The 22468-nt window shown below is 62.4% G+C and carries 24 protein-coding genes; 12 read left to right on the top strand and 12 right to left on the bottom strand.

Annotated elements, in window-relative coordinates:
• Nucleotides 1–26: 26 nt before the first annotated feature.
• The 7 genes from HMPREF9696_RS15725 to HMPREF9696_RS15695 form a co-directional block, all read right to left on the bottom strand.
• A complete protein-coding gene (locus HMPREF9696_RS15725) occupies nt 27–3215 on the bottom strand; it encodes an efflux RND transporter permease subunit (protein ID WP_002714024.1) in 3189 nt (1062 codons plus the stop codon).
• Between the two features lie 185 nt (nt 3216–3400).
• Nucleotides 3401–4627 (bottom strand): efflux RND transporter periplasmic adaptor subunit, encoded by a 1227-nt coding sequence (locus tag HMPREF9696_RS15720; protein WP_002714023.1) that lies wholly within the window; start codon nt 4625–4627, stop codon nt 3401–3403.
• A 423-nt stretch (nt 4628–5050) separates the two neighbouring features.
• Nucleotides 5051–5836, bottom strand: coding sequence for a molybdopterin-dependent oxidoreductase (locus HMPREF9696_RS15715; protein WP_002714022.1), 786 nt, complete (start codon nt 5834–5836; stop codon nt 5051–5053).
• A gap of 61 nt (nt 5837–5897) precedes the next feature.
• A complete protein-coding gene (locus HMPREF9696_RS15710; protein WP_002714021.1) occupies nt 5898–6536 on the bottom strand; it encodes a cytochrome b/b6 domain-containing protein in 639 nt (212 codons plus the stop codon).
• 190 nt (nt 6537–6726) lie between these two features.
• Nucleotides 6727–7281, bottom strand: a complete 555-nt coding sequence (locus HMPREF9696_RS15705) for a fasciclin domain-containing protein (protein ID WP_040302098.1) — start codon at nt 7279–7281, stop codon at nt 6727–6729.
• 253 nt (nt 7282–7534) lie between these two features.
• Entirely contained in the window at nt 7535–8119 is a 585-nt protein-coding gene (locus HMPREF9696_RS15700) for a fasciclin domain-containing protein (RefSeq protein WP_002714019.1), read from the bottom strand.
• A gap of 228 nt (nt 8120–8347) precedes the next feature.
• The gene (locus tag HMPREF9696_RS15695; protein WP_002714018.1) at nt 8348–9103 is read right to left on the bottom strand and encodes an SDR family oxidoreductase; all 756 of its coding nucleotides are present in this window, start codon (nt 9101–9103) and stop codon (nt 8348–8350) included.
• A gap of 79 nt (nt 9104–9182) precedes the next feature.
• On the opposite strand from HMPREF9696_RS15695, the gene HMPREF9696_RS15690 reads away from it, so the two are divergent.
• Entirely contained in the window at nt 9183–10709 is a 1527-nt protein-coding gene (locus HMPREF9696_RS15690; protein ID WP_002714017.1) for a malonate--CoA ligase, read from the top strand.
• A gap of 51 nt (nt 10710–10760) precedes the next feature.
• Here HMPREF9696_RS15690 and HMPREF9696_RS15685 read toward each other — a convergent pair whose 3' ends face one another.
• Both HMPREF9696_RS15685 and HMPREF9696_RS15680 read right to left on the bottom strand, forming a co-directional pair.
• Entirely contained in the window at nt 10761–11120 is a 360-nt protein-coding gene (locus tag HMPREF9696_RS15685) for a Rap1a/Tai family immunity protein (RefSeq protein WP_040301520.1), read from the bottom strand.
• Between the two features lie 19 nt (nt 11121–11139).
• Entirely contained in the window at nt 11140–12000 is an 861-nt protein-coding gene (locus tag HMPREF9696_RS15680; protein ID WP_002714015.1) for a sulfite exporter TauE/SafE family protein, read from the bottom strand.
• A 278-nt stretch (nt 12001–12278) separates the two neighbouring features.
• Here HMPREF9696_RS15680 and sdhC point away from each other — a divergent pair, with 278 nt between their 5' ends.
• From sdhC to HMPREF9696_RS15660, 4 genes are read left to right on the top strand one after another with little or no spacing between them, the layout of a single operon-like run.
• The gene (sdhC, locus tag HMPREF9696_RS15675; protein WP_002714014.1) at nt 12279–12674 is read left to right on the top strand and encodes a succinate dehydrogenase, cytochrome b556 subunit; all 396 of its coding nucleotides are present in this window, start codon (nt 12279–12281) and stop codon (nt 12672–12674) included.
• Complete coding sequence (gene sdhD / locus HMPREF9696_RS15670; protein ID WP_002714013.1) at nt 12671–13072, top strand: succinate dehydrogenase, hydrophobic membrane anchor protein; 402 nt, start codon at nt 12671–12673, stop codon at nt 13070–13072. Before sdhC ends, sdhD begins: the two co-directional genes overlap by 4 nt.
• A 3-nt stretch (nt 13073–13075) precedes the next feature.
• A complete protein-coding gene (gene sdhA, locus HMPREF9696_RS15665; protein ID WP_002714012.1) occupies nt 13076–14914 on the top strand; it encodes a succinate dehydrogenase flavoprotein subunit in 1839 nt (612 codons plus the stop codon).
• A 41-nt stretch (nt 14915–14955) separates the two neighbouring features.
• Nucleotides 14956–15744: a succinate dehydrogenase iron-sulfur subunit gene (locus HMPREF9696_RS15660; protein WP_002714011.1), complete on the top strand. Its 789-nt coding sequence runs from the start codon at nt 14956–14958 to the stop codon at nt 15742–15744.
• Between the two features lie 78 nt (nt 15745–15822).
• On the opposite strand, the gene HMPREF9696_RS15655 is transcribed toward HMPREF9696_RS15660, so the two are convergent.
• Nucleotides 15823–16848 carry an alpha/beta fold hydrolase gene (locus HMPREF9696_RS15655; RefSeq protein WP_002714010.1) on the bottom strand — a complete coding sequence of 342 codons (1026 nt, stop codon included), beginning with the start codon at nt 16846–16848 and terminating at the stop codon, nt 15823–15825.
• Between the two features lie 125 nt (nt 16849–16973).
• On the bottom strand, nt 16974–17393 hold the full coding sequence (locus tag HMPREF9696_RS15650) for an organic hydroperoxide resistance protein (RefSeq protein ID WP_002714009.1): 420 nt from the start codon (nt 17391–17393) through the stop codon (nt 16974–16976).
• A 154-nt stretch (nt 17394–17547) separates the two neighbouring features.
• On the opposite strand from HMPREF9696_RS15650, the gene HMPREF9696_RS15645 reads away from it, so the two are divergent.
• The 4 genes from HMPREF9696_RS15645 (at nt 17548) to HMPREF9696_RS15630 (ending at nt 20630) form a co-directional block, all read left to right on the top strand.
• Nucleotides 17548–18024: a MarR family winged helix-turn-helix transcriptional regulator gene (locus HMPREF9696_RS15645; protein ID WP_002714008.1), complete on the top strand. Its 477-nt coding sequence runs from the start codon at nt 17548–17550 to the stop codon at nt 18022–18024.
• A 48-nt stretch (nt 18025–18072) separates the two neighbouring features.
• Nucleotides 18073–19326, top strand: a complete 1254-nt coding sequence (locus HMPREF9696_RS15640; RefSeq protein WP_002714007.1) for an adenylate/guanylate cyclase domain-containing protein — start codon at nt 18073–18075, stop codon at nt 19324–19326.
• A gap of 77 nt (nt 19327–19403) precedes the next feature.
• Nucleotides 19404–19736, top strand: a complete 333-nt coding sequence (locus tag HMPREF9696_RS15635; RefSeq protein WP_002714006.1) for a c-type cytochrome — start codon at nt 19404–19406, stop codon at nt 19734–19736.
• A gap of 78 nt (nt 19737–19814) precedes the next feature.
• Complete coding sequence (locus HMPREF9696_RS15630; RefSeq protein ID WP_002714005.1) at nt 19815–20630, top strand: FkbM family methyltransferase; 816 nt, start codon at nt 19815–19817, stop codon at nt 20628–20630.
• A 147-nt stretch (nt 20631–20777) separates the two neighbouring features.
• Here the strand turns inward: HMPREF9696_RS15630 and HMPREF9696_RS15625 are convergent, their stop codons facing one another.
• The gene (locus HMPREF9696_RS15625) at nt 20778–21155 is read right to left on the bottom strand and encodes an MAPEG family protein (RefSeq protein WP_002714004.1); all 378 of its coding nucleotides are present in this window, start codon (nt 21153–21155) and stop codon (nt 20778–20780) included.
• A gap of 154 nt (nt 21156–21309) precedes the next feature.
• Between HMPREF9696_RS15625 and HMPREF9696_RS15620 the strand changes: the two genes are divergently transcribed.
• The 3 genes from HMPREF9696_RS15620 to HMPREF9696_RS21900 form a co-directional block, all read left to right on the top strand.
• The gene (locus HMPREF9696_RS15620) at nt 21310–21792 is read left to right on the top strand and encodes a pyridoxamine 5'-phosphate oxidase family protein (protein WP_002714003.1); all 483 of its coding nucleotides are present in this window, start codon (nt 21310–21312) and stop codon (nt 21790–21792) included.
• Entirely contained in the window at nt 21789–22019 is a 231-nt protein-coding gene (locus tag HMPREF9696_RS15615; protein WP_002714002.1) for a hypothetical protein, read from the top strand. Before HMPREF9696_RS15620 ends, HMPREF9696_RS15615 begins: the two co-directional genes overlap by 4 nt.
• A gap of 250 nt (nt 22020–22269) precedes the next feature.
• Nucleotides 22270–22468, top strand: a 199-nt coding sequence (locus HMPREF9696_RS21900; RefSeq protein WP_002714001.1) for a hypothetical protein, incomplete at its 3' end; no start/stop codon positions are given.

Raw genomic sequence — 22468 nt, 5'->3', positions numbered from 1 at the left:
CCGGGACGACGTGCTGAGGAATCGCGTTACGACGCCGATGTCTGCGCAGGCGCTTTCCGCTGGAACAGACCGAGCAGCCGGTCGCGGAGCAGCGGCTTGTCCTGCGTCGCCTCGCCATCGCGATCGGCCTTCGAGAAGAATTTCGTCACCGCGACGAAGAACACCGGCACCATCAGAAGCGCCAGAACCACCACCGCGATCATGCCGCCCATCACCGTGGTGCCGAGCGCCTGCTGGCTCTTGGCGCCCGCGCCGTTTGCAATCACCATCGGCAGCACGCCGCAGACGAAAGCAAGGCCGGTCATCAGGATGGGGCGGAAGCGGAGCTGGCATGCTTCCATCGTCGCCTGCATCAGCGGCGTGCCTTTCGCGCGCAGATCCTTGGCGAACTCGATGATCAGGATCGCGTCCTTCGCGGCGAGGCCGATGATCGTGATCAGCGCCACCGTGAAATAGACGTCGTTGGACAGGCCGCGCGACATCGCAGCAACCATCGCACCGAGAATGCCGAGCGGCACCGTCATCAGCACCGCGATCGGAATGGTCCAGCTCTCGTACAGCGCGGCGAGACACAGGAACACGATCAGCGCCGAAAGCGCGAGCAGGAACGGCGCCTGCGAGCCCGACAGCTTTTCCTGCAGCGACTGGCCGGTCCAGTCATAGCCGAAGCCGCGCGGCAGCTTCGCGGCAAGCCGCTCCATTTCCGCGATCGCGTCGCCCGACGTGTAGCCGGGCTTGGCCTCGCCGGAGATGCGCACCGACGGATAATAGTTGAAGCCGACGATCTGGGTCGGGCCGACCATCCATTTCAGGGTCGCGAACGAGGACAGCGGCACCAGATTTCCGCGCGCGTTCTTCACATTATACGACAGGATATCCTGCGCATTCATGCGGCCGACGCTGTCGGCCTGCACGATCACGCGCTGCATGCGCCCGCGGTTGGGGAAGTCGTTGACATAGGCCGAGCCGAGATTGGTGGAGATGGTGCTGTTGATGTCGGCGAAGGTGACGCCCTGCGCGGCCGCCTGTTCGCGGTCGATCACGAGCTGCACCTGCGGCGCTTCGGGCAGGCCTTCGGCGTAGACGTTCTGCAGCACCGGGCTTTGCTTGGCCTCCGCCAGCAACTGATCCTTGGCCTGCATCAGCGCGGTGTAACCCTTCTGCCCGCGATCCTGCAGGCGGAAGGAGAAGCCGGACGAATTGCCGAGATTGTCGATCGGCGGCGGCTGCAGCGCCGACACCTTGGCGTCCTTGATCGACTTCAGCGAATTGTTGACGTCGGCGACAATGGCGGCGGCGGAATCGTTCGGGCCGCGCTCCGACCAGTCCTTCAGCGTGACGAAGGCCTGCGCGGTGTTCTGGCCCTGGCCTAAGAAGCTGAAGCCGGTGAGGAAGGTCACGTCCTCGATGCCGGAACGTTTCGCCAGATATTGCTCGACCTTCTGCACCGCGGCCTCGGTGCGGTTGAACGAGGATTCCGGCGGAGTCTGCACGTCCACGGTGATGAAGCCCTGATCGTCCACCGGCAGGAAGCCGCCGGGCAGATGCGAGAAGCCGAACACAAGGCCACCGAGCAGCACCGCGTACAGGATCAGCAGGCGACCGGTGCGCTGGATCGACCAGCCGACCACGCGGCTGTAGCCGTCGCGCGTGCGGTCAAGCCGCTTGTTGAACCAGCCGAACACGCCGGTCTTGGCGTGGGCATGTCCGGCCTCCACCGGCTTGAGCAGAGTGGCGCACAGCGCCGGCGTCAGCGACAGCGCCATCAGCGCCGAGAACGAGATCGCCGCCACGATGGTCACCGAGAACTGGCGATAGATGATGCCGACGGAGCCGGGGAAGAACGCCATCGGCACGAACACCGCGATCAGCACCAGCGTGATGCCGATGATGGCGCTGGTGATCTGCGACATCGCCTTGCGTGTCGCCTCCTTCGGCGACAGCCCTTCCTCCGACATGATGCGTTCGACGTTCTCGACCACGACGATGGCGTCGTCCACCAGAATGCCGATCGCCAGCACCATGCCGAACATCGTCAGCATGTTGATCGAGTAGCCGAACATGTAGAGCGCGACGCAGGTGCCGAGCAGCGCGATCGGCACCACGATGGTGGGGATCAGGGTGTAGCGGAAGTTCTGCAAAAACAGGAACATCACGATGAAGACGAGCACCACTGCTTCGATCAGCGTATGCACCACCTTGGTGATGGAGGCCTTCACGACCGGCGTGATGTTGTAGGGAATGTCGTAGGCGATGTTGGCCGGGAAGAACTTCGACAGTTCGTCCATTTTCGCCTGCACGGCGCTCGCCGTTGCCAGCGCATTGCCGGTCGGCGCCAGCAGCACCGAGAGGCCGGCGATGGCCTTGCCGTCCTGACGGGTGGTGAACTGATAGCCCATGCCGCCGATCTCGATCCGCGCCACATCGCGCAGGCGGACGGTCGAGCCGTCCGGATTGGCCTTCAGCACGATGGCGCCGAACTCGTCGGCGGAGGTGAGCTGGCCCTTCACCAAAATCAGCGCGGAGATCGACTGGTCCTTGCGGCTCGGCTCCGCGCCGACGCTGCCGGAGGCGACCTGCGCGTTCTGCGCGCTGATCGCCTTGGTCACGTCGTCGGCGGTGAGATTGTAGCCGACCAACTTGATCGGATCGATCCAGATGCGCAGCGAGCGCTCGGTGGAATACAGCGTGGCGCGGCCGACGCCGGGAATGCGGCGGATTTCGCCGAGCACGTTGCGGATCATGAAGTCGCCGAGGCCGACTTCGTCGAGACTGCCGTCGGTGGATTTCAGCGTGATGATCTGCAGCACCGCGCTGGAGGCTTCTTCCACCAGAATGCCCTGCTGGATCACCGGACGCGGCAGGCGGGCCTCAACGCGCTTGATGCGGTTCTGCACTTCCACCGACGCGAGATTGGAATCGGTGCCGGGCACGAAGTTGGCGATGATTTCGACCTGGCCGAGCGAGTCGGAGGTGGATTCGAAGTTGAGAATGCCGGATGCGCCGTTCAGCTCTTCCTCGATCAGGCGCGTGGTCGAATTATAAAGTTCCTCCGGCGACGAGCCGGGATAGCTGGTCGAGATCGAGATCGAGGGCGGCGCGATGATCGGATATTGCGCAATCGCCAGAAACGGAATCGCGATCAGGCCGAGCAGACAAATAAACAGCGCCACCACCCACGCGAAAATCGGGCGGTCGATAAAAAAGGCGGGCATGGATCGGTTCTCTCGGTCTGGTTTTCAGGCGGCGTCGAAGCCACCGCAAATGTTCAACGTTTGTTGATTTCACCTCATCCAACCGGGAGAGGGACAAGATTCGTCATTGCGAGGATCGCAGCGACGAAGCGGTCCATGCCATTTTTGAGAAATGGATCGCTTCGCTCGCAATGACCTCCGAAGCGCTAACGCACCTCGGATTGTCCGGAGACGCTGGCCGCCGCCGATTTGTCGAGATGCCGTCCGGTCTCGCCGGACACGCGCCATTCGCTCACCCTGACGGCATCGCCGACGGCGAACTTCTGGAACCCTTCGACCACCACGCGCTGGCCGGGCTTCAGGCCGTCGGTGATCAGCCACTGGCCATCGATCAGGCCGCCGGTGCGGACCGGCTGCGCGACAATGCGGTTGTCGTCCTTGACCACGAACACTTCGCTGGCGCCGGACGAGTTGCGCTGGATCGCCTGCGGCGGAACGACAATCGCGTCGGGGTCGCGGCCCTGCTCGATCTGGACGCGGACGAACATGCCGGGCAACAGTTCGCGCTTCGGATTCTTGAATTCGCCGCGCAGGGTGACCTGACCCGTGCCGGCATCGACCTTGGCGTCGGAGAACAACAGCTTGCCGTCGAGCGGATAGATCGAGCCGTCGTCGAGCACGAGGCGCACCTTCGCGGCATCCGGCGACACGGCGTCGAGATCGCCGCGGTCGAAATCGCGGCGCAGCTTGTTAAGTTCGTTCACCGACTGGGTGAAGTCGGCGTAAACGGAATCGATCTGCTGGATGGTGGCCAGCGCCTGCGCCTCGTTCTGCACCACGAGCACGCCCTCGCTCATCAGCGCGGCGCCGATGATGCCGTTGATCGGCGCCTTGATGGTGGCGTAGTCGAGATTCAGCCGCGCCCGCGACAGGTCGGCGTTGCGCGCCGCAAGGTCCGCCTTGGCCTGCGCCAGGTTGGCGATCGCGACTTCGTTGGAAGCCTGCGAGGCGGCGTTGCTCTTGGTCAGCGTCTCGATGCGGGTAGCATGCTGCGAGGCCTGCAGCAGCGCGGCCTCGGCCTTGGCCATGGCGGCTTCCGCCGCCTGCAATTCGACTTCAAACGGCTTCGGGTCGATCTGATACAGCGGCTCGCCGGCCTTGACCTCGCGGCCCTGCTCGAAGGTGCGCGACAGAATGATGCCGGACACGCGCGGGCGGACGTCCGCCACGCGCAGCGGCGCGATGCGGCCGGGCAGTTCGCGGACGATGGCCTGCGGCGCGGCCTTGATGGTGACGGTGCTGACTTCGGGCGGCTCCGGCGGCTGGGCCGAAGCGACGCTCTGGTCGTTACATCCGGACAAGAGGACCGCTCCCCCGAACAGGAGCGCAATCGAGGTGACCCCGGACGTAATCGCGTTGGCGCGCGCTTGCATGTCTCATCCTTCTCGTTTTCGCATGACCGAAAGCCAAAACGAGCGGGATTGCCCCCCTGCACGCGGCCGATTCAGATCTTTGCTTTGATGAACACAGCATGAATCGTGCCGGTGTGCATTGCAACAACAGCACAGGGCGACCGGATGTCGCGGAACATGTAAGTAATTGATTTTGCGAAGGTTAACGCCGATTAAGATTGCTCACAATTGCGTCAGCCAATTGTGAGGCATCGACTATTGTTGAGGCAAAAGTATGCAGGTACGGCAACTGCCTGCTTTCGTGGCAGAGGTGATTCAGGACTGCGTCAAAAGCATGGATCGGGAACCGGCAGTCCGAGTCGTCACGGCTGGCGCTTCGCTTGCCGGGACAACGCAAGAGAGGGACCGCTTATTCTTTCCCCGCAAAACGGGGAGAGGTGAAAGCTAGCTGCCGCTGAACGAGTTGTAGCCCTGGTCTTCCCAGTAGCCGCCCTTGTAGTCGTTGGTAACCTCCAGCGAGACCACGTATTTCGGGTTCTTGAACCCGAGCTTGGTCGGCACCCGGATTTTCATCGGGTAGCCGTAAGCGCGCGGCAGGATTTCGTCGCCGAATTTGAAGGTCATCTGGGTCTGCGGATGCAGCGCGGTCGGCATGTCCAGCGGTGAATTGTAGCCATCCATGTCGGCGCAGTTGAACCAGACATATTTCGCGCGCATGTCCGCGCCGATCAGGCGCAGGAAGTGGCGCAGCGGCGTGCCGGTCCAGCTTCCGATCGCGCTCCAGCCTTCGACGCAAATGTGCCGCGTGATCTGCTTCTCCTGCGGCAACTGGTAAAGCTCATCGAGCGTCCACGACTTCTTGTTCTCGACAAGACCGCGGACCTCCAGCTTCCAGTCCTTGCCGTCGATGGTCGGCGCATCGTCGAGCGCGTAATAGGCATTGAACGGAAACGGCCGCGTGATCGCGCTTTCCGGGAACGTCGGCGCCAGCGTATCCGGATTGAACAACTTCGCCTGCACCGCGTCGTTGAACTTGGAAATCTGCGTCAGCATCGATTCCGCCGAGAAACTGTCGGTGACATCGCAGCCGGTCAGCAGCGTCAGCGCGCCGAGGCTGGCGCCGCCCGAGATAAAGCGCCGGCGCGACAGATCCGGCATCACTTTCAGCGCGTCCTTGACCAGCAGGTTCTTGTCGACGCCAGGAATCAGAAGTTTGCGCATGCGTCCCATGATGCGTCTCCTTTGGGCATGACCTGATCCGAAAACCGATGTCCACGTTTCGGGGTCATGGCTACTTTCCAATAATCATCGCGCGCAGGCTTTTCGGAACCAGCAGCGCGAGCACGACATGGATCACAAGGAAGCCAACGATCGCGGCCATGCAGAAGAAGTGAACATAGCGCGCCACATCGTAGCCGCCGAACAGCGCGGTGAGCCATTGCAGCTGCACCGGCTTCCAGATTGCGAGGCCCGACAGCACGATCAGAATCCCGACCACGATGATCCCGGCATAGAGCAGCTTCTGCACCTGATTGTAGACGGAGAGATCGGCGTGGGAGAGCTTCCCGGTGAGCGCCGCTCTGGCGTCGCCGATCACGCCGGTTGCGGAGATCGGCAGCAGCTTTCTGCGAAACCGTCCGGTGACAAGTCCGAGCGTGAGATAGACAAGACCGTTGACCATCAGCAGCCACATGGCCGCGAAATGCCATTGCAGCGCGCCGCCGAGCCAGCCGCCGAGGGTGATCGAATGCGAGAAGGTCAGAAAATCGAACAGCGGTGAGGCGTTGTAGATCTGCCAGCCCGACATGATCATCAGGATCATCGCCACGGCGTTGATCCAGTGCACGATGCGGACCCAGCCCGGCTGGATTGTTTTGCCGGATTCGGCAGGCGCAGCGGGCTGCGAATGATCGGCGGCGATGCTGGACATGAGCGTTTCCGGTTTCACGATGTCACCAACACCATACGGAGGCAGTTTCCTCCGTGTTACGGCCCTTCGTTCCAAAATTCGCAATCGAAGACCGGCGGTGACCGGCCGCACCCTATCACAAAAATGCGAGCCGGGTCGCCCCGGCTCGCACTCGCCCCGCATCCCGTGGGACGTTCGATCTGCGGGCCGATCACGAAGCCGGCATCAGGACCGAATTCACGACATGGATCACGCCGTTGGACTGGTTCACGTTGGGAATGGTCACCCGCGATGTTCCGCCCTTGGCGTCGACGATCGACACCTTGCCACCGACATTCCGCACGGTCAGTTGCTCGCCTTCAACCGTGGTCAGCTTCTTGCCGTCGGTCAGGTCGGCCGCGGAGAATTTGCCCGGTACGACGTGATAGGTGAGGATCTTCGTGAGCGTCGCCTTGTTCTCGGGCTTCACGAGGGTTGCAACCGTGCCCTTCGGCAGCTTGCCGAACGCGGCATTGGTCGGCGCAAACACGGTGAACGGTCCGGGGCTCGACAGAGTATCGACGAGGCCCGCTGCCTTCACTGCGGCAACCAGCGTGGTGTGGTCCTTGGAGTTCACGGCGTTTTGGACGATGTTCTTGGAGGGAAACATCGCGGCGCCGCCGACCATCACGGTCTTCTCTTTTGCCTGAACCGGCGCAACAGAAGTGGCCGTGATCATCAGCGCACCAAACGCAGCCGCCGACAGAAGTGCAATCCGAGATGAAATTTTCCTGGACATGAATCGTCTCCGTTACAGGTGAGCCCGCGACGTTGTCGCCGGGTGTGAAACTTCGACGCGCAATGACCTGCCTCGCTGTGAAGGCCGAAGCGCAATCGTGCTCCATTTACGGCCCGTCGAAAGTTTGGTTTCAGAAGCGCGGCGCTTCGCGCAAACGTGATGCCGATGCGCGATAAAAAAAAGCGAGCCGGGTTGCCCCGGCTCGCCAGCCGCATTCTGAAAAATCAGAATACGAGGAGGATTACGACTTCGGCATCAGCACGGTGTCGATGACGTGAATCACGCCATTCGACTGATTGACGTCTGGGATGGTGACGGTCGAGGAGCCGCCCTTTGCATCGACGATCATGACCTTGCCGCCGGAAGCCTTCACGGTCAGTTCTTCGCCTTCCACGGTCTTCAGCTTCTGGCCGTCCTTGAGATCGGCTGCATTCAGCTTGCCCGGCACGACGTGATAGGTGAGGATCTTGGTCAGCGTGGCCTTGTTTTCCGGCTTCACCAGGTTGTCGACGGTGCCTGCAGGCAACTTGCCGAACGCGGCGTTGGTCGGAGCGAACACGGTGAACGGTCCCTTGCTCGACAGCGTGTCGACAAGACCCGCGGCCTTCACCGCTGCCACCAGCGTGGTGTGATCCTTCGAGTTGACCGCGTTCTGAACAATGTTCTTGGACGGATACATTGGCGCGCCGCCAACCATCACGGTCTTCTCGCCGGACATTTCGCTTTTTCCCATCTTGTCCTGCGCGTGGACAGGCGCGGTCACGACGGCGGTCAAGGTCAGCGCGCCGATGGCGGCGGCGGACAACAGAGCAATACGCTTGGACATGTTTGGACTCCCGGTGAATTGGAATTCCCGGCAGACATCCGCCGGGCATGGCGGCAGCGCAGGCTTATGGAGGATCCACCGCGCCGCCGTTATCCGAGCTACGGATGCCGGGACGAGGCGTTTCAGGGAAAATATTTTCCGGGGGGTGAAACTTTTACAGATGTTGTACGTGCGGATGACGCGGGCATAACGCGTTACCTCTCCCCGTTTGCGGGGAGAGGTAAAAGATCACAACATCGTCGGTGTCACAAAGCTGCGGTTGTGCGTCGGCGAAATCAGAATTTCATTGATGCACGCATGCGCAGGCATGCTGGCGACGAAAGCGATGGTGCGCCCGAGGTCTTCCGGCTGCAGCATCTTCGCCATGTCTTCCGCCGATGGCGGCACCGGACGCAGCTTCAGGATCGGCGTTGCGACTTCACCCGGCGAGAGACAGCAGGCGCGCAACCCGTTCTTGAATTCATCCATGTTGAACGAATGGGTCAGCGCCAGCACCGCATGCTTGGTGGTGGTGTAGGCCGGTCCGGTCATCTTCGAGACATGACGTCCTGCCCATGAAGCGACGTTGATGATGCAGCCATCCTTCTGCGCGCGCATCGCCGGCAGCACCGCACGCATGCAGTACATCACGCCGGACAGATTGATATCGACCAGCTTGTCCCAGCCTTCGGTGGTGATGTCGTCCCAGCTCCGCTTCGGCACATTGACGCCGGCGCTGTTGACCAGAAGATCAATGCGTCCGTGCTTCGCGACAATCTCCTTGGCGACCTTCTCGGCATCCGCCGCGTTCGAGACATCCAGCATCATGGCCTCGATCTTGCCGCCAGCCTTTGTGATGCTCGCAACCGCCTCGTCGAGCACATCCTTGCGGCGGCCCGAGATCACCACGGTCCATCCTTCCTTTGCCAGCGCCTCGGCGCCAGCGAGGCCGATGCCGCTGCCACCGCCTGTGATCCAGGCCACACGTTTCTTGTTATTGCTCATGCCGGTTGTCTCCGTTGCTGCGAGTGTTGCTTTTGGTGTACTCAAAAATCAGAAAATCCGACTTTCGATGGAATGTTGCATGAACACCGCCGCGAACGCCAACCTGTTTTCTCGCCTGTTCGACGGGCTGACCGAAACAAGCCGCCTTGCCATCGAGAAGGCCGACGGCACGCGGATCAGCTATGGCGATCTGATCGCGCAATCGGGGCGTGTTGCGAACGTGCTTGTGGCGCGCGGGGTCAAGCCGGGCGACCGTGTTGCAGCGCAAACCGAAAAATCCGTCGAAGCGCTGGTGCTGTACCTGGCCGCCGTGCGCGCGGGCGCGGTCTATCTGCCTCTGAACACCGCCTACACGCTCAACGAACTGGATTACTTCATCGGCGACGCCGAGCCGGCGCTGATTGTCTGCGATCCCTCCAAGGCGGACGGCATCGGCAAGCTCGCCGCCAAATCCGGCGCGAAGGTGGAGACGCTCGACACCGAGGGCAGGGGATCGCTCACCGACGCCGCAGCAAAAGCGAGCGCGGACTTTACCACAGTGCCGCGCGCGGGCGACGATCTTGCCGCCATTCTCTACACGTCGGGCACCACGGGCCGCTCCAAGGGCGCGATGCTGACCCACGACAATCTGGCGTCGAACTCGCAAAGCCTCGTCGACTACTGGCGGTTCACAAAGGACGACGTGCTGATCCACGCGCTGCCGATCTATCACACCCACGGGCTGTTCGTGGCGAGCAATGTCACGCTGTTCTCGCGCGCGGCGATGATCTTCCTGCCGAAGCTCGATCCCGAGTTGATGATCAAGCTCATGAGCCGCGCCACCGTGATGATGGGGGTGCCGACCTTCTACACACGGCTGTTGCAGTCGCCGAACCTGTCGAAAGACTCGACGAACCACATGCGCCTGTTCGTGTCCGGCTCCGCGCCGCTGCTGGCTGAAACGCATCGCGACTGGAGCGCGCGCACCGGCCACGCCGTGCTCGAGCGCTACGGCATGACCGAGACCAACATGAACACCTCGAACCCTTACGACGGCGATCGCGTTCCGGGCGCGGTGGGCTTCCCGCTGCCGGGCGTTGAGGTGCGCGTGACCGATCCCGAAACGGGCGACGAACTGAAGCGCGACGAGATCGGCATGATCGAGGTCAAGGGCCCGAATGTGTTCAAGGGCTACTGGCGGATGCCGGAGAAGACCGCGTCCGAATTCCGCAAGGACGGCTTCTTCATCACCGGCGATCTCGGCAAGATCGACGCGCGCGGCTATGTCCACATCATCGGCCGCGGCAAGGACCTCGTGATCTCCGGCGGTTTCAATGTCTATCCAAAGGAAGTCGAGAACGAGATCGACGCCATCCCCGGAGTGGTCGAGAGCGCGGTAATCGGCGTGCCGCATGCGGATTTCGGCGAAGGCGTCACCGCGGTCGTGGTCGGCGACAAAAAGACGCCGCTTGACGAAGCCGCCGTGCTGCGCGCGCTCGACGGCCGGCTGGCGAAATTCAAGATGCCCAAGCGCGTGCTGTTCGTGGATGACCTGCCGCGCAACACCATGGGCAAGGTGCAGAAGAACGTGCTGCGGGACAGCTACAAGGATATTTACGGGAAATAACCGCTGCTGCCCGCTGGCAGCTTGTTCTGAAAATTCGCAAAACGCACGGACTTACCGGGGCTCTGACTTGTCACACGGATACGTTTCCCGCAGACTTGCCAGTAGCAGGATGGAAACCAGCATATCTCCCTTCGCCGCCGTCTTGTCGGCCCGGCGCAGCATGATTTCCTCGGCCTGCTCAACGGTCAAAGCGAGATTGGCGGGTATGCAGAACGCTGACTGACCGCCATGGCTTTTTGCAAACGCATTGTAAGCCATCAACCCGCCCTTCACGCCATCCAGATACAATTGATTGAAGTTGCGCAGCGACTCGTTTTTGGGATTGCGATAGCTCTCCAGACGCACGTCGGAGGCGGCAACAGGCGTTGCCGCGAGCGCCAACAAGTACGCCGACACAATCCATCTGTTCATCGCCACGGCTTTCACCTCCTCAATACCCGGTCAAAAGACTCACCACGAACCGCGAACTCACGATCAGCAGATAACAGCCGAACGCGATTTCGAGTTTCCGCTTGGTGAGGAAGTGCGCGACCTTCACGCCGAGCGGCGCGACCAGCAAACTCGTCGGCATCACCAGCAGCGCGCCGATGATCGAGATGAATCCGATCGCGAACGGCAATTGCAGCGCGGCGACCTCCGGAAAGCGCGACGCCGCCGGCCAGCCCGCATAGATGTAACCCAGCGCGCCGGGAATCGAGATCAGCACCGCAAGGCCCGCGGAGGTGCCGATCGCCTGATGGATCGGACGACCGTAAAAGGTCATCAGCAGATTCGAGAACAGCCCGCCGCCGATTCCCATCAGCGTCGACAGCAGGCCGATGAAAAAACCGTAGGCGCGCATGAAGAAGCCCTGCGGCATCTCATCGCCAAGCCGCCAGTGCTCCTTGCCGAACAGAAGCCGCGCCGCCGCCGACCACGCAACGCCGACGAACACATATTTGAACAGCTTCTCCGGCGCGTAGCGCGCGATCACGCTGCCGGCGATCACCCCGATCAGCACCGGGAGCGCCCACTTTTTGAGGATCGCCATGTCGACACTCCCACGCTTGTTGTGGGCCTGCCATGAGCGGATCGAGGTCGGGATGATGATCGCCAGGGAGGTGCCGATGCACAGCGGCATCCGCACCTCCAGCGGCACGCCCGCGATCCGGAAGCATTCGTACAGCACTGGCACCAGCACGGCGCCGCCGCCGATCCCGAAAATCCCGGCCAGAAACCCCGCCAGCGCGCCCGTGAACAACAGCAGCGCAACAAGTTCAAGCAGTTGCGGGACGGTGAGACCGGCAATCATGCCGGGCCTCGGCGGGCGGGTTGCGCTGTCATTTCAAATTCCTGTCCGGATGGTGCAGTGAATCCGGCTTCAGATATCGGTTTCGAGGAGATTGGTATACGAAAAACATGTATGCCAGAAGGGCTAAGCGACGGACAAAGAAATGGGTTTTGATTCAGTACTTAGTGAATTCTGCGTTGCGCTCGTATCCCCTTCTCCGTAAATAGAAGCGCTCTAATAAACCCGATCCCGCATAAAAAGTCGGCACGTTCTTACGCCGCAAACCATTAAAGTCGCGCATGGCACCCAGGATCGACCGCCCGCTTTCGCCCTTTCTGACCTATCGCTGGACGCTGACGATGGCGATGTCCATCGTCCACCGCATCACCGGCATCGCCCTTTATGTCGGCACGCTGCTGATGGCGTGGTGGCTGATCGCCACGGCCTCCGGACCGGGCGCCTACGCCAACATCCAGGGATTCACGTCGAGCTGGATCGGGCGCGTCATCGTGTTCGGTTACACCTGGGCGCTGATGCATCACCTGTTCAGCGGCATCCGCCATTTGCTGTGGGATATGGGCTACGCTTTCACCCCGACCGAACGCGAGTCGGTGACATGGGGCGCGCTGCTCGCCGGCATCGCCGCGACGGTGCTGATCTGGATCATCGCCTTTGCTGTGGGAGGCGGCCGATGAGCGCGCAGGAGTCCCAGAAGACCATCCGCACCGCGCTCAAGCGCGTCCGCGGCCTCGGCGCGGCCCATCACGGCACCTCCGATTTTATCCGCCAGCGCGTCACTGCGATTGCGCTGGTGCTGCTGATCGTGCCGGTGATCGTCGTCATCATGTCGCTGCTCGGCCGCAACCAGGCCGGCGCAGCGGCGATCCTCGGCTCGCCGCTGATCGCGATCATCATGATCCTCTTCATCATCGCCAGCGTCTGGCACATGAAGATCGGCATGCAGGTGGTGCTGGAAGATTACGTCAGCGACGAGAAGCTGAAGCTGGTCGCGGTGATCGCCAACACCTTCTTCTGCGCTGCTGTCGGCATCGCCTCGATCTACGCAATTTTCAAACTGTCGTCGGGAGTTTAAGCGATGGCGTCGAACGGCAAGAGCGCGCCCGGCGCGAACGGCAATGCTGACCTGAAGGCGGCCTATCCGATTGAAGACCACACCTTCGACGTGATCGTGGTCGGCGCCGGCGGCGCGGGCCTGCGCGCGGCGGTCGGCTGCTCGGAAGCGGGCCTGCGCACCGCCTGCATCACCAAGGTTTTCCCGACCCGCTCCCACACCGTGGCGGCGCAGGGCGGCATCTCCGCCTCGCTCGGCAACATGCACAAGGACGACTGGCGATGGCACATGTACGACACCGTGAAGGGGTCGGACTGGCTGGGCGATCAGGACTCGATCGAGTACATGGTGCGCCACGCACCGGAAGCCGTCTACGAACTCGAGCACTGGGGCGTGCCGTTCTCGCGCACCGAAGACGGCAAGATCTATCAGCGCCCGTTCGGCGGCATGACTATGGACTACGGCAAGGGCCAGGCCCAGCGCACCTGCGCCGCCGCCGACCGCACCGGTCACGCCATGCTGCACACGATGTACGGCCAGGCGCTGCGCCACTCGGCTGAATTCTTCATCGAATACTTCGCCATCGACCTGATCATGGACGATCAGGGCGTCTGCCGCGGCGTGATCGCGCTGAAGATGGACGATGGCACCATCCACCGCTTCCGCGGCCAGATGACCATCCTCGCCACCGGCGGCTACGGCCGCGCCTACGCCTCGTGCACGTCAGCGCATACCTGCACCGGCGACGGCGGCGGCATGGTGCTGCGCGCGGGCCTGCCGCTGCAGGACATGGAGTTCGTCCAGTTCCATCCGACCGGCATCTACGGTTCGGGCTGCCTTGTCACCGAAGGCGCGCGCGGCGAAGGCGGCTATCTGGTCAACTCCGAAGGCGAGCGCTTCATGGAGCGCTATGCGCCCTCTGCCAAGGACCTCGCCTCGCGCGACGTGGTCTCGCGCGCGATGACCATCGAAATCCGCGAAGGCCGCGGCGTCGGCAAGAAGAAAGATCACATCTATCTTCATCTCGACCACCTCGATCCGAAGATCCTGCACGAACGCCTGCCGGGCATTTCGGAGTCGGCGCGCATTTTCGCCGGCGTCGATGTGACCCGCGAGCCGATCCCGATGATTCCGACCGTGCATTACAACATGGGCGGCATCCCGACCAACTACCACGGCGAAGTCGTCACCAAGAAGAACGGCGACGACAATGCGGTGGTGCCCGGCCTGATGGCGGTGGGCGAAGCCGCCTGCGTGTCGGTGCATGGCGCCAACCGCCTTGGCTCCAACTCGCTGATCGACCTTGTCGTGTTCGGCCGCGCCGCGGCGCTGCGCTGCGCCGAGAAGCTGACCGCCAATGCCGCGCAGCCCGACCTGCCGGCGAACTCGGCGGACCTCGCGCTCGGCCGCCTCGATCATTTCCGCAACGCTTCGGGCGGCACGCCGACCGCGAAGCTGCGCGAGAACATGCAGCATGTGATGCAGAACAACTGCGCGGTGTTCCGCACCGGCGACGTGCTGAAGGAAGGCCAGGAGCTGATCCACAAGGTTCACGACGGCATCGGCGACATCGGCGTGTCCGACCGCTCGCTGGTGTGGAATTCGGACCTGATCGAGACTCTCGAATACGACAACCTGATCACACAGGCCGTGGTGACGATGGACTCGGCGGCGAACCGCACCGAAAGCCGCGGCGCCCATGCCCGCGAGGACTTCCCGGACCGCGACGACAAAAACTGGATGAAGCACACGCTGGCGTGGATCGACAGCAAGGGCAACACCACCATCGATTTCCGCCCGGTGCACAACTACACGATGACCAACGACGTCGAGTACATCCCGCCCAAGGCGCGCGTGTACTGATCGCCGCCCAGACTTAAGCGAACGAGCGAAGGTTCGAGATCATGGTTCAGTTCACACTGCCAAAAAATTCCACCATCGGCGGCGGCAAGGAATGGCCGAAGCCGGCGGGCGCCGCGGCGGACAATCTGCGCGAGTATAAAATCTATCGCTGGAATCCGGACGACGGGAAGAATCCGAGCATCGACACCTATTATGTCGATACCGCCGATTGCGGCCCGATGATTCTCGACGGCCTGATCTGGATCAAGAACCACATCGACCCGACCCTGACCTTCCGCCGCTCCTGCCGCGAAGGCGTCTGCGGCTCCTGCGCCATGAACATCGACGGCCAGAACACGCTGGCCTGCACCCGCGCCATGGACGAAGTCCAGGCCGGCCCGATCAAGGTCAATCCGCTGCCGCATCAGCCGGTGGTGAAGGACCTCGTGCCCGACCTCACCAACTTCTACGCGCAGTACGCTTCCATCGAGCCGTGGCTGCACACCACCACCGCGACCCCGCAGAAAGAATGGCGGCAGTCGCCGGAAGACCGCGCCAAGCTCGACGGTCTTTACGAGTGCATTCTCTGCGCCTGCTGCTCGACCTCATGCCCGAGCTACTGGTGGAATTCCGATCGCTTCCTCGGCCCGGCCGCGCTGCTTGCCGCCGATCGCTGGGTGAAGGATTCGCGCGACGAGGCCACCGGCGAGCGCCTCGACAATCTCGAGGATCCGTTCCGGCTCTATCGCTGCCACACCATCATGAACTGCGCCAAGGCCTGCCCGAAGGGCCTCAACCCATCGGAAGCCATCGCCGACCTCAAGCTGAAGCTGGTCGAACGGCAGGTGTGATCCCGCCGCATCGGCGTTCAAACAAAAAGAGCCTGCCGAGACATCGGCAGGCTCTTTTGCTTTCACACGTCCCGCCGATCAGAACGTATCCGCGTCGATCACCGCCTGCGCAAACTCCTTCGGCACTTCCTGCGGCGGATTATGACCGACGCCGCCGGTGAGCAGGCGATGCTGATATTTACCTGAAAACTTCTTCGCATAGGATGCAGGCTCCGGATGCGGCGCCCCGTTGGCATCGCCCTCGATGGTGATGGTCGGCACGGTGATGACCGGCCCCTGCTCCAGCCGCTTTTCGAGATCGTCGTATTTCGCTTCGCCTTCCGCAAGGCCGAGCCGCCAGCGATAGTTATGGATCGAGATCGCGACATGATCGGGATTATCGAGCGACTTCGCGCTGCGCGCGAACGTGTCGTCGCTGAAATTCCATTTCGGCGACGCCTGACGCCAGATCAGCTTCGCGAACTCGTGCGTGTTCTGCTGATAGCCGAGGCGGCCGCGCTCCGTGGTGAAGTAGAATTGATACCACCAGAGCAGTTCGGCCTTCGGCGGCAGCGGCTTCTTGTTCACCTCGCGGCTGCCGATCAGGTAACCGCTGACGGACACCATCGCCTTGACCCGCTCCGGCCAGAGCGCGGCGACGATGTTGGCGGTGCGCGCGCCCCAGTCATAACCGGCGATCAGCGCCTTCTGGATTTTCAGCGCGTCCATGAGATTGATAACGTCCACCGCAAGCACCGCCTGCTGGCCATTGCGCGGCGTGTCGGCGGACAGGAATGTCGTGGTGCCATAACCGCGCAGATGCGGAACGATGACCCGATAACCCTTTGCAACGAGCAGCGGCGCAACCTCGGCGTAGCTGTGAATGTCGTAGGGCCAGCCGTGCAGCAGGATGACCACCGGGCCATTGGCGGGACCGGCTTCAACATAGCCGACGCTCAATGTCCCGGCATTGATTTGCCGGATCGGCCCCATCGGCGCCGATGCCGAAGCGACCTGCGCAAATGCAGGCTGGATCAATCCAATCTGCGATGCCGCCAGCGCGGCCATGCCGCTGCCCGCGGCCTGAAGAAAGTTGCGGCGGTTGGCGTTGATGAGAACGGACATGGAAGGTCTCCTTGAGTCGTATTCCGATGCATGCAACAAGTGATCAAGTGATGATGTCTTCGTCGCTTCGCGGCGTGGCCTGCCGGCAGTGCGTGCAGGTCACGTCCGCGATGTGACAATCCGGCTCAGACCAGATTCAGCTCGACGTTGATATTTCCGCGCGAGAGCTTGGAGTACGGACAAGTCTGATGGGCTGCCTCCACCACGGCGCGGGCCACCTCGCGCTCAAGTCCGGGCAGGCTGACGTTCAGGCGGGCCTGAAGAAGGAACTCGTTGCCGGCAGTGCCGAGATCGACTTCGGCATCGACCGCGAGGTCGGCGGGCAGCTTGATCTTCATGGCGCGGGCCGCATGGCCCATCGCGCCCTCGAAGCAGGCCGACCAGCCGGCTGCGAAGAGCTGTTCGGGGTTGGTGCCGGGCCGGTTCGAGCCCGGAGGCGACAGCTTGATGTCGAGCTGGCCGTCGGAGGAGCGCGCCGCGCCTTCGCGGCCGCCGGTGGTATGGGTCTTGGCGGTGTAGAGCACCTTTTCGATCTGCGTGATCATGGTTCGGGTCCTTTTGGCAGCTAGATAGATCGTATCCGATCTGATCGAATGCGCCTTACCTACGCCGCTCAGCCGCGAAGTCAACCCTTCCGATTTAATCGGATGCGATATATATTGATCCGAACAATCACGATCCCGTGTGACAGGAGCCGCCATGACCAAGGCAAAACCGACATCATCCTCCAAGGGGGCTCCCCGGCTCGAAAATTTTCTCTGTTTCGCGATCTATTCGGCCAATCTGGCCTACGGGCGGGCTTACAAGGCAATCCTGGACGAACTCGGGCTGACCTATACCCAGTACATCGCCCTCGTGGCGCTCTCGGAGGAGGACAACCAGACCGTTAGCGGTCTCGGCGAGAAACTGTTTCTGGAATCCAACACACTGACGCCGATCCTGAAAAACCTCGAGACCATGGGCTACGTCCGCCGGCAGCGCGATCCGAAAGACGAGCGCAAGGTGGTGATCAGCCTGACCGAGGCGGGGCGACGCGTGCGTGATAAGGCCTTGCCGCTCAATCTGGTGCGGGAAACGCAGCTCACCCCCGAGGAATTCGCGCTGCTGCAGAAAAGCGTGGTCAAACTGCGCAACAACCTCATCGAGGGGACGAAGGCCACGGGGAAATCGAAATAGCGTGTCTCGGGATATTGCGCCGGGGCCGATCCCGCGCGATGAATCCGCATGGACCTGAATTCACGCCTCGAGATCATGAACTGGCTGGCCGGCGCAGGCCTGTCCGGCATCGCGGAAACCGAACTTGTGCGCGAGTTCTGCGAGCGCAGCCGGGTCGCCGGGCTCGAGCTGTCGCGCGGCCTCGTGTTCATCGACACGCTGCATCCGGTTTTCGAGGGACAGGGCTTCCGCTGGAGCGACATCGAATCGAACGAGAGCGACGCCTTTGAATACGGCTCGACCAGCGAGGGGGAAGCCGCGGAAAACTGGCAGCGCTCACCGTTCTACGCCATGCTGCAGACCGGCGAGAACGAGATGCGCATCGGCCACGACGATGACCGCTTCAAGATGACACTCAAGCTCGTGGGGGACGGCCACAAGCATTTCGCGACCTTCATCCATCGCTTCGGCGACACCGGCATCATCGGCGAGATGGACTGCGTCTATTCGATCTGGTGCATGCGCCGCCATAACGGCTTCGACGACGCCGCGATGGCGTCGTTGCGCGATCTCGTGCCGCTGCTCGGGCTTGCGGTGAAATCCGCCGCCCATGCCCGCATCGCCCGCACGCTGGGCCATGTCTATCTCGGCCGCGACGCCGCCGACCGCGTGTTGAGCGGACGCATTTCGCGCGGCGTGGCCGACCGCATCAACGCCGTGCTGTGGTTTTCCGACCTGCGCGGCTCGACCGCCATCGGCGAGACGATTGATCCCGCAGAATTCATTCCCTTTCTCAACGCCTATGCCGGGGCGGCCATCGACGCCATTCATGACGAAGGCGGCGACGTGCTCAAGCTGATCGGCGACGGCGTGCTCGCCATCTTCAACGACGACGATATGGGTGCGGCGCGCCGCGCGGCATTGCGCGCCGAAAACCTTTTCAGGAAAAATATCGAAGCGCTTAACGCGCAGCGCGCGGCGGAGAACCGCCCCACGACCACCGCCTATGTGGCTCTGCATGTCGGCGAGGTGTTCTACGGCAATATCGGCAGCGAACAGCGGCTCGACTTCACCGTGGTCGGCCCCGCGGTCAACGAAGTCAGCCGCATTGCATCCATGTGCCGGTCGGTCGAACGCGAGTTTCTGGTGTCCTCGGCGTTCCTCGATGGCCTCGGCGCATCGGGAAAGCGGCATTTCGTGTCGACCGGGCGCTATGCGCTGCGCGGCATCGGGCGGGCGCAGGATCTGTTCACGCTCGATCCTGCGATCCGCGCGGAGGGACACGCGGCCTCTCCGTTCGAGCAGTATCTGCGGGACCGCTGACAAATCGCATCTGCACGATTCGCGCTGGAGTTGATGCAGGTCAACGCCTTTTGCCGGCGGAACGGCAGGATGCGGTCATGCGCATCTCCCTGATTCCAGGCCTTGCCCTTTTCATCCTGACGACAGCGAGTCAGGCCATAAGCCCGGCGATGGCCGCCTCGCCCGCCGAGCTGCGCGGCCGTTCCTTCGCACAGGCCAATTGCGCGCGCTGTCATTCCATCGACCGGCAAGGCCCCAGTCCGCTGGCGATCGCACCGCCGTTCCGGACACTGCACACGAAGTATCCGCTCGACACCTTGGCCGAGGCGCTTGCCGAGGGCATCGACACCGGCCATCCCACCATGCCGATGTTCACCCTCGAGCCCGATCAGATCAACGATCTGCTGTCGTTCCTGAAAAGCCTCAAATAGCTTTCACAGGTGCCGGAACGCCACCTGGCCCGCCGTACCGGCCTTGAAACGCCGGCGCAGGTGCGCGATGACAGGCCCATGACCAATGCATCCGGCGACGACCAGAAGCCCTTCGGCACCTATGCCCCCAATGCCCTGCAGCGCGTGGTGATCGCCGCCGCGCACGGCTCCGGTCTCAAGCGCGGCGCGTTCCGGCCGTGGCTGTCACGCCTTGTGCATCTGTGCGGCGCCGGGCCGATCGACGCCAGCTATCAGGGTGCCTCGTTCCGGCTGCATCATCTGGCCAGCGGCACCGAACGCGGCGCGCTGTTCAATCCGGATTACAACCTGCCGGAGCTGGATTTCCTGCGCGAGCATGCGCCAAAGGGCGGCACCTTCGTCGATGTCGGCGCCAATGTCGGCACCTATGCGGTGTCGCTGGCGAAGCATGTCGGCGAGCGCGGCCGCGTCGTCGCCATCGAACCGCATCCGGTGAGCAACGCACGGCTCGCATTCAATGCGTCAGCATCGAGGCTGACCAACCTCACACTCGTTCGGGCCGCCGCGGGTGACACCGAAGGCGAACTGATGATCGAAACCGACGGGCATAATCTCGGTGCGAGCCACATCTCCGAAACCGGCGGCCTCAAGGTGCCGGCGCATCGTCTGCTCACGATCCTGCGCGATGCCGGCGTCACGCACATCGACGCGCTGAAGATCGACGTTGAGGGCTATGAGGACCGCGTGCTGACGCCGTTCTTCCGCGAGGCGCCGGAATCGCTCTGGCCCCGCGCCGTCGCCATCGAGCATCTCGAACACGCCGCCTGGCTGCACGACTGCATCAAGGACATGACCGGCCTCGGCTATGCCATCGCAGGCAAAACGCGCAGCAATACGCTGCTGGTGCGGAAATAGCTTTCGTCATTGCGAGCGAAGCGAAGCAATCCATCTTCAGCAAAGAGAGATGGATTATTTCGTCGCGATAGTGCGTCAAAGACGCGCGTAAACGCGCTGATGGCTCCTCGCAATGAGGGATAGTTCATTCATCTTTCTGATTTCTTTTTACCTGAACACAGGCAGCACAAAGATCGCGACATTGACAGCCATCGCGGCGGCGAATGCCAGCGACCGCGCCGCCGGCCGGTCGAGAACATACAGCAGCGCATGCGCAATGCGCAGCGCGATGTAAAGCGCCGCAAGCAGGTTAACGACATAGAACGGTGCGCCCATGGTCAGCGCGACGATCACGGCCACCGCAAAGAACGGAAACGTCTCCAGCGCATTCTGGTGAGCGGCATAGGCGCGGCGCTTGTGCGGGGCAAGCGTCGCCAAAACTTCACGCGGATGATGATTGTCATCCCCCGACCCCGCCTTGGCATATTTGGCCAGCACATAGGGCAGCAGCGCTGCGATCAGAACGCACCAGTAGGCAAGCGGCATCGGACAATCCTCCCTCAGTTCCGCTATCTCGGTGACCAGCCGCCTTGCTGTCAACTCAAAGGAACCCGCGGCGTTTGCGCGCCACATCGGAACATAGCGCCCTGCCGTTCGTTGCTCCGGCTGAATCGTGTCCCCCGAATTTCAGGAGCAGAAGATGGCAGAAGCAGACAACGTTACGCGGGTGTGGGATCTCGCAGAAAAGATTTCCATCGCCATGCTGGCAAGCTGGGATGGGCAGAACCCGCATTCGCGGCCGATGCATGCGCATCTGGCGCGCAATGAGAACGCATTCTATTTTCTCGCCGACCGCCGGAATCACAAGGACGACGATATCCGGAAATTCCCGACGGTGTGCCTCGCCTTTGCGGATGTGAGCGACCAGAAGTACGTTTCGATCACCGGCGAAGCCTCGGTCTCGACCGATCGCGCCAAGATCCAAGAGCTCTGGACCACTTGGGCGAAGGCGTGGTGGTCCTCGGCGGACGATCCGAACATCTGCCTGCTGAAGGTCGTTCCGACGCAAGCCGAATACTGGGACACGCCGGGCAAGATCATCAGTTCGGTGAAGATGGCTGTCGCGGCAGCGACAGGCTCCCGTCCCGACATCGGCGACAACAAAAAGGTCGCGATGCGATGATGCGCGCGCAGCTTCCGGGCGATCCGCAGCGCGACCCGCCCGAGATTCCGCCGCCGACACCTGGCAATCCGGCGGAGCCGCCGCAGGAAAGCCCGCCGGGCAATCCACGGCCGGACGTGCCGCCGCCGCTCAACGATCCTGTTGAGCCCGACACGCCGCGCGAACGTCCGCCCAATCAGCCGGACGAATTTCCCGATCCCGGTCCACGCACGCCGCCGGTGGACTAGAGCGCTTGCCGCTCCGTTGGTGCAGCGCAACGGCGCATGCTGGCATGTCGATATGATGACAGCTTTGCGCGCGTTGTCTTAACGTGCATTCATTCTGCAAGCTCCGATTCGTGCTGGAGCACGAAATAGTTCCTTCTGTTTTGCCTTCGCCACATTACCGCCTAACCGCTATTCACTGATCGTCATTCACTTCGTTGCGACGGGCGACAGCAGTCCTGCTGTTTTACTTTTCTTCACACCCAGAGGCCTCATGAAGAACATTCGACTCCTTCTGCTGACGACGACTGCGATCGCAGCCGTTCAGCTTGCGCAAGCGCCGGCTCATGCCGAAACGCTGCCGTCATTCGTGGTCGCGCAAGCTGCGCCCGCCGATCCGAATGCGCCGAAGGCTCCGCCGAAAGCCGCCCCGCCCGCGCCTCCCAAAGCTGCACCTGCGCCGCCGAGAGCCG

This window comes from Afipia clevelandensis ATCC 49720 (assembly GCF_000336555.1).
Taxonomy (GTDB): domain Bacteria; phylum Pseudomonadota; class Alphaproteobacteria; order Rhizobiales; family Xanthobacteraceae; genus Afipia; species Afipia clevelandensis.
The sequence above is the reverse complement of the archived record's forward strand: the minus strand, read 5'-3'. Positions and strand labels throughout refer to the sequence as shown.

Excerpts from the sequence above, each read along its gene's own strand:
- HMPREF9696_RS15630 (WP_002714005.1), top strand. The coding sequence starts at position 19,815 with ATGACCAATGCATCCGGCGACGACCAGAAGCCCTTCGGCACCTATGCC.
- HMPREF9696_RS15680 (WP_002714015.1), bottom strand. The coding sequence starts at position 12,000 with ATGATTGCCGGTCTCACCGTCCCGCAACTGCTTGAACTTGTTGCGCTG.
- HMPREF9696_RS15650 (WP_002714009.1), bottom strand. The coding sequence starts at position 17,393 with ATGATCACGCAGATCGAAAAGGTGCTCTACACCGCCAAGACCCATACC.
- sdhD (WP_002714013.1), top strand. The coding sequence starts at position 12,671 with ATGAGCGCGCAGGAGTCCCAGAAGACCATCCGCACCGCGCTCAAGCGC.
- HMPREF9696_RS15645 (WP_002714008.1), top strand. The coding sequence starts at position 17,548 with ATGACCAAGGCAAAACCGACATCATCCTCCAAGGGGGCTCCCCGGCTC.
- HMPREF9696_RS15725 (WP_002714024.1), bottom strand. The coding sequence starts at position 3,215 with ATGCCCGCCTTTTTTATCGACCGCCCGATTTTCGCGTGGGTGGTGGCG.
- HMPREF9696_RS15710 (WP_002714021.1), bottom strand. The coding sequence starts at position 6,536 with ATGTCCAGCATCGCCGCCGATCATTCGCAGCCCGCTGCGCCTGCCGAA.
- sdhC (WP_002714014.1), top strand. The coding sequence starts at position 12,279 with ATGGCACCCAGGATCGACCGCCCGCTTTCGCCCTTTCTGACCTATCGC.
- HMPREF9696_RS15690 (WP_002714017.1), top strand. The coding sequence starts at position 9,183 with ATGAACACCGCCGCGAACGCCAACCTGTTTTCTCGCCTGTTCGACGGG.
- HMPREF9696_RS15720 (WP_002714023.1), bottom strand. The coding sequence starts at position 4,627 with ATGCAAGCGCGCGCCAACGCGATTACGTCCGGGGTCACCTCGATTGCG.
- HMPREF9696_RS15620 (WP_002714003.1), top strand. The coding sequence starts at position 21,310 with ATGGCAGAAGCAGACAACGTTACGCGGGTGTGGGATCTCGCAGAAAAG.
- HMPREF9696_RS15660 (WP_002714011.1), top strand. The coding sequence starts at position 14,956 with ATGGTTCAGTTCACACTGCCAAAAAATTCCACCATCGGCGGCGGCAAG.
- HMPREF9696_RS15635 (WP_002714006.1), top strand. The coding sequence starts at position 19,404 with ATGCGCATCTCCCTGATTCCAGGCCTTGCCCTTTTCATCCTGACGACA.
- HMPREF9696_RS15615 (WP_002714002.1), top strand. The coding sequence starts at position 21,789 with ATGATGCGCGCGCAGCTTCCGGGCGATCCGCAGCGCGACCCGCCCGAG.
- HMPREF9696_RS15685 (WP_040301520.1), bottom strand. The coding sequence starts at position 11,120 with ATGAACAGATGGATTGTGTCGGCGTACTTGTTGGCGCTCGCGGCAACG.
- sdhA (WP_002714012.1), top strand. The coding sequence starts at position 13,076 with ATGGCGTCGAACGGCAAGAGCGCGCCCGGCGCGAACGGCAATGCTGAC.
- HMPREF9696_RS15715 (WP_002714022.1), bottom strand. The coding sequence starts at position 5,836 with ATGGGACGCATGCGCAAACTTCTGATTCCTGGCGTCGACAAGAACCTG.
- HMPREF9696_RS15625 (WP_002714004.1), bottom strand. The coding sequence starts at position 21,155 with ATGCCGCTTGCCTACTGGTGCGTTCTGATCGCAGCGCTGCTGCCCTAT.
- HMPREF9696_RS15695 (WP_002714018.1), bottom strand. The coding sequence starts at position 9,103 with ATGAGCAATAACAAGAAACGTGTGGCCTGGATCACAGGCGGTGGCAGC.
- HMPREF9696_RS15700 (WP_002714019.1), bottom strand. The coding sequence starts at position 8,119 with ATGTCCAAGCGTATTGCTCTGTTGTCCGCCGCCGCCATCGGCGCGCTG.
- HMPREF9696_RS15640 (WP_002714007.1), top strand. The coding sequence starts at position 18,073 with ATGGACCTGAATTCACGCCTCGAGATCATGAACTGGCTGGCCGGCGCA.
- HMPREF9696_RS15655 (WP_002714010.1), bottom strand. The coding sequence starts at position 16,848 with ATGTCCGTTCTCATCAACGCCAACCGCCGCAACTTTCTTCAGGCCGCG.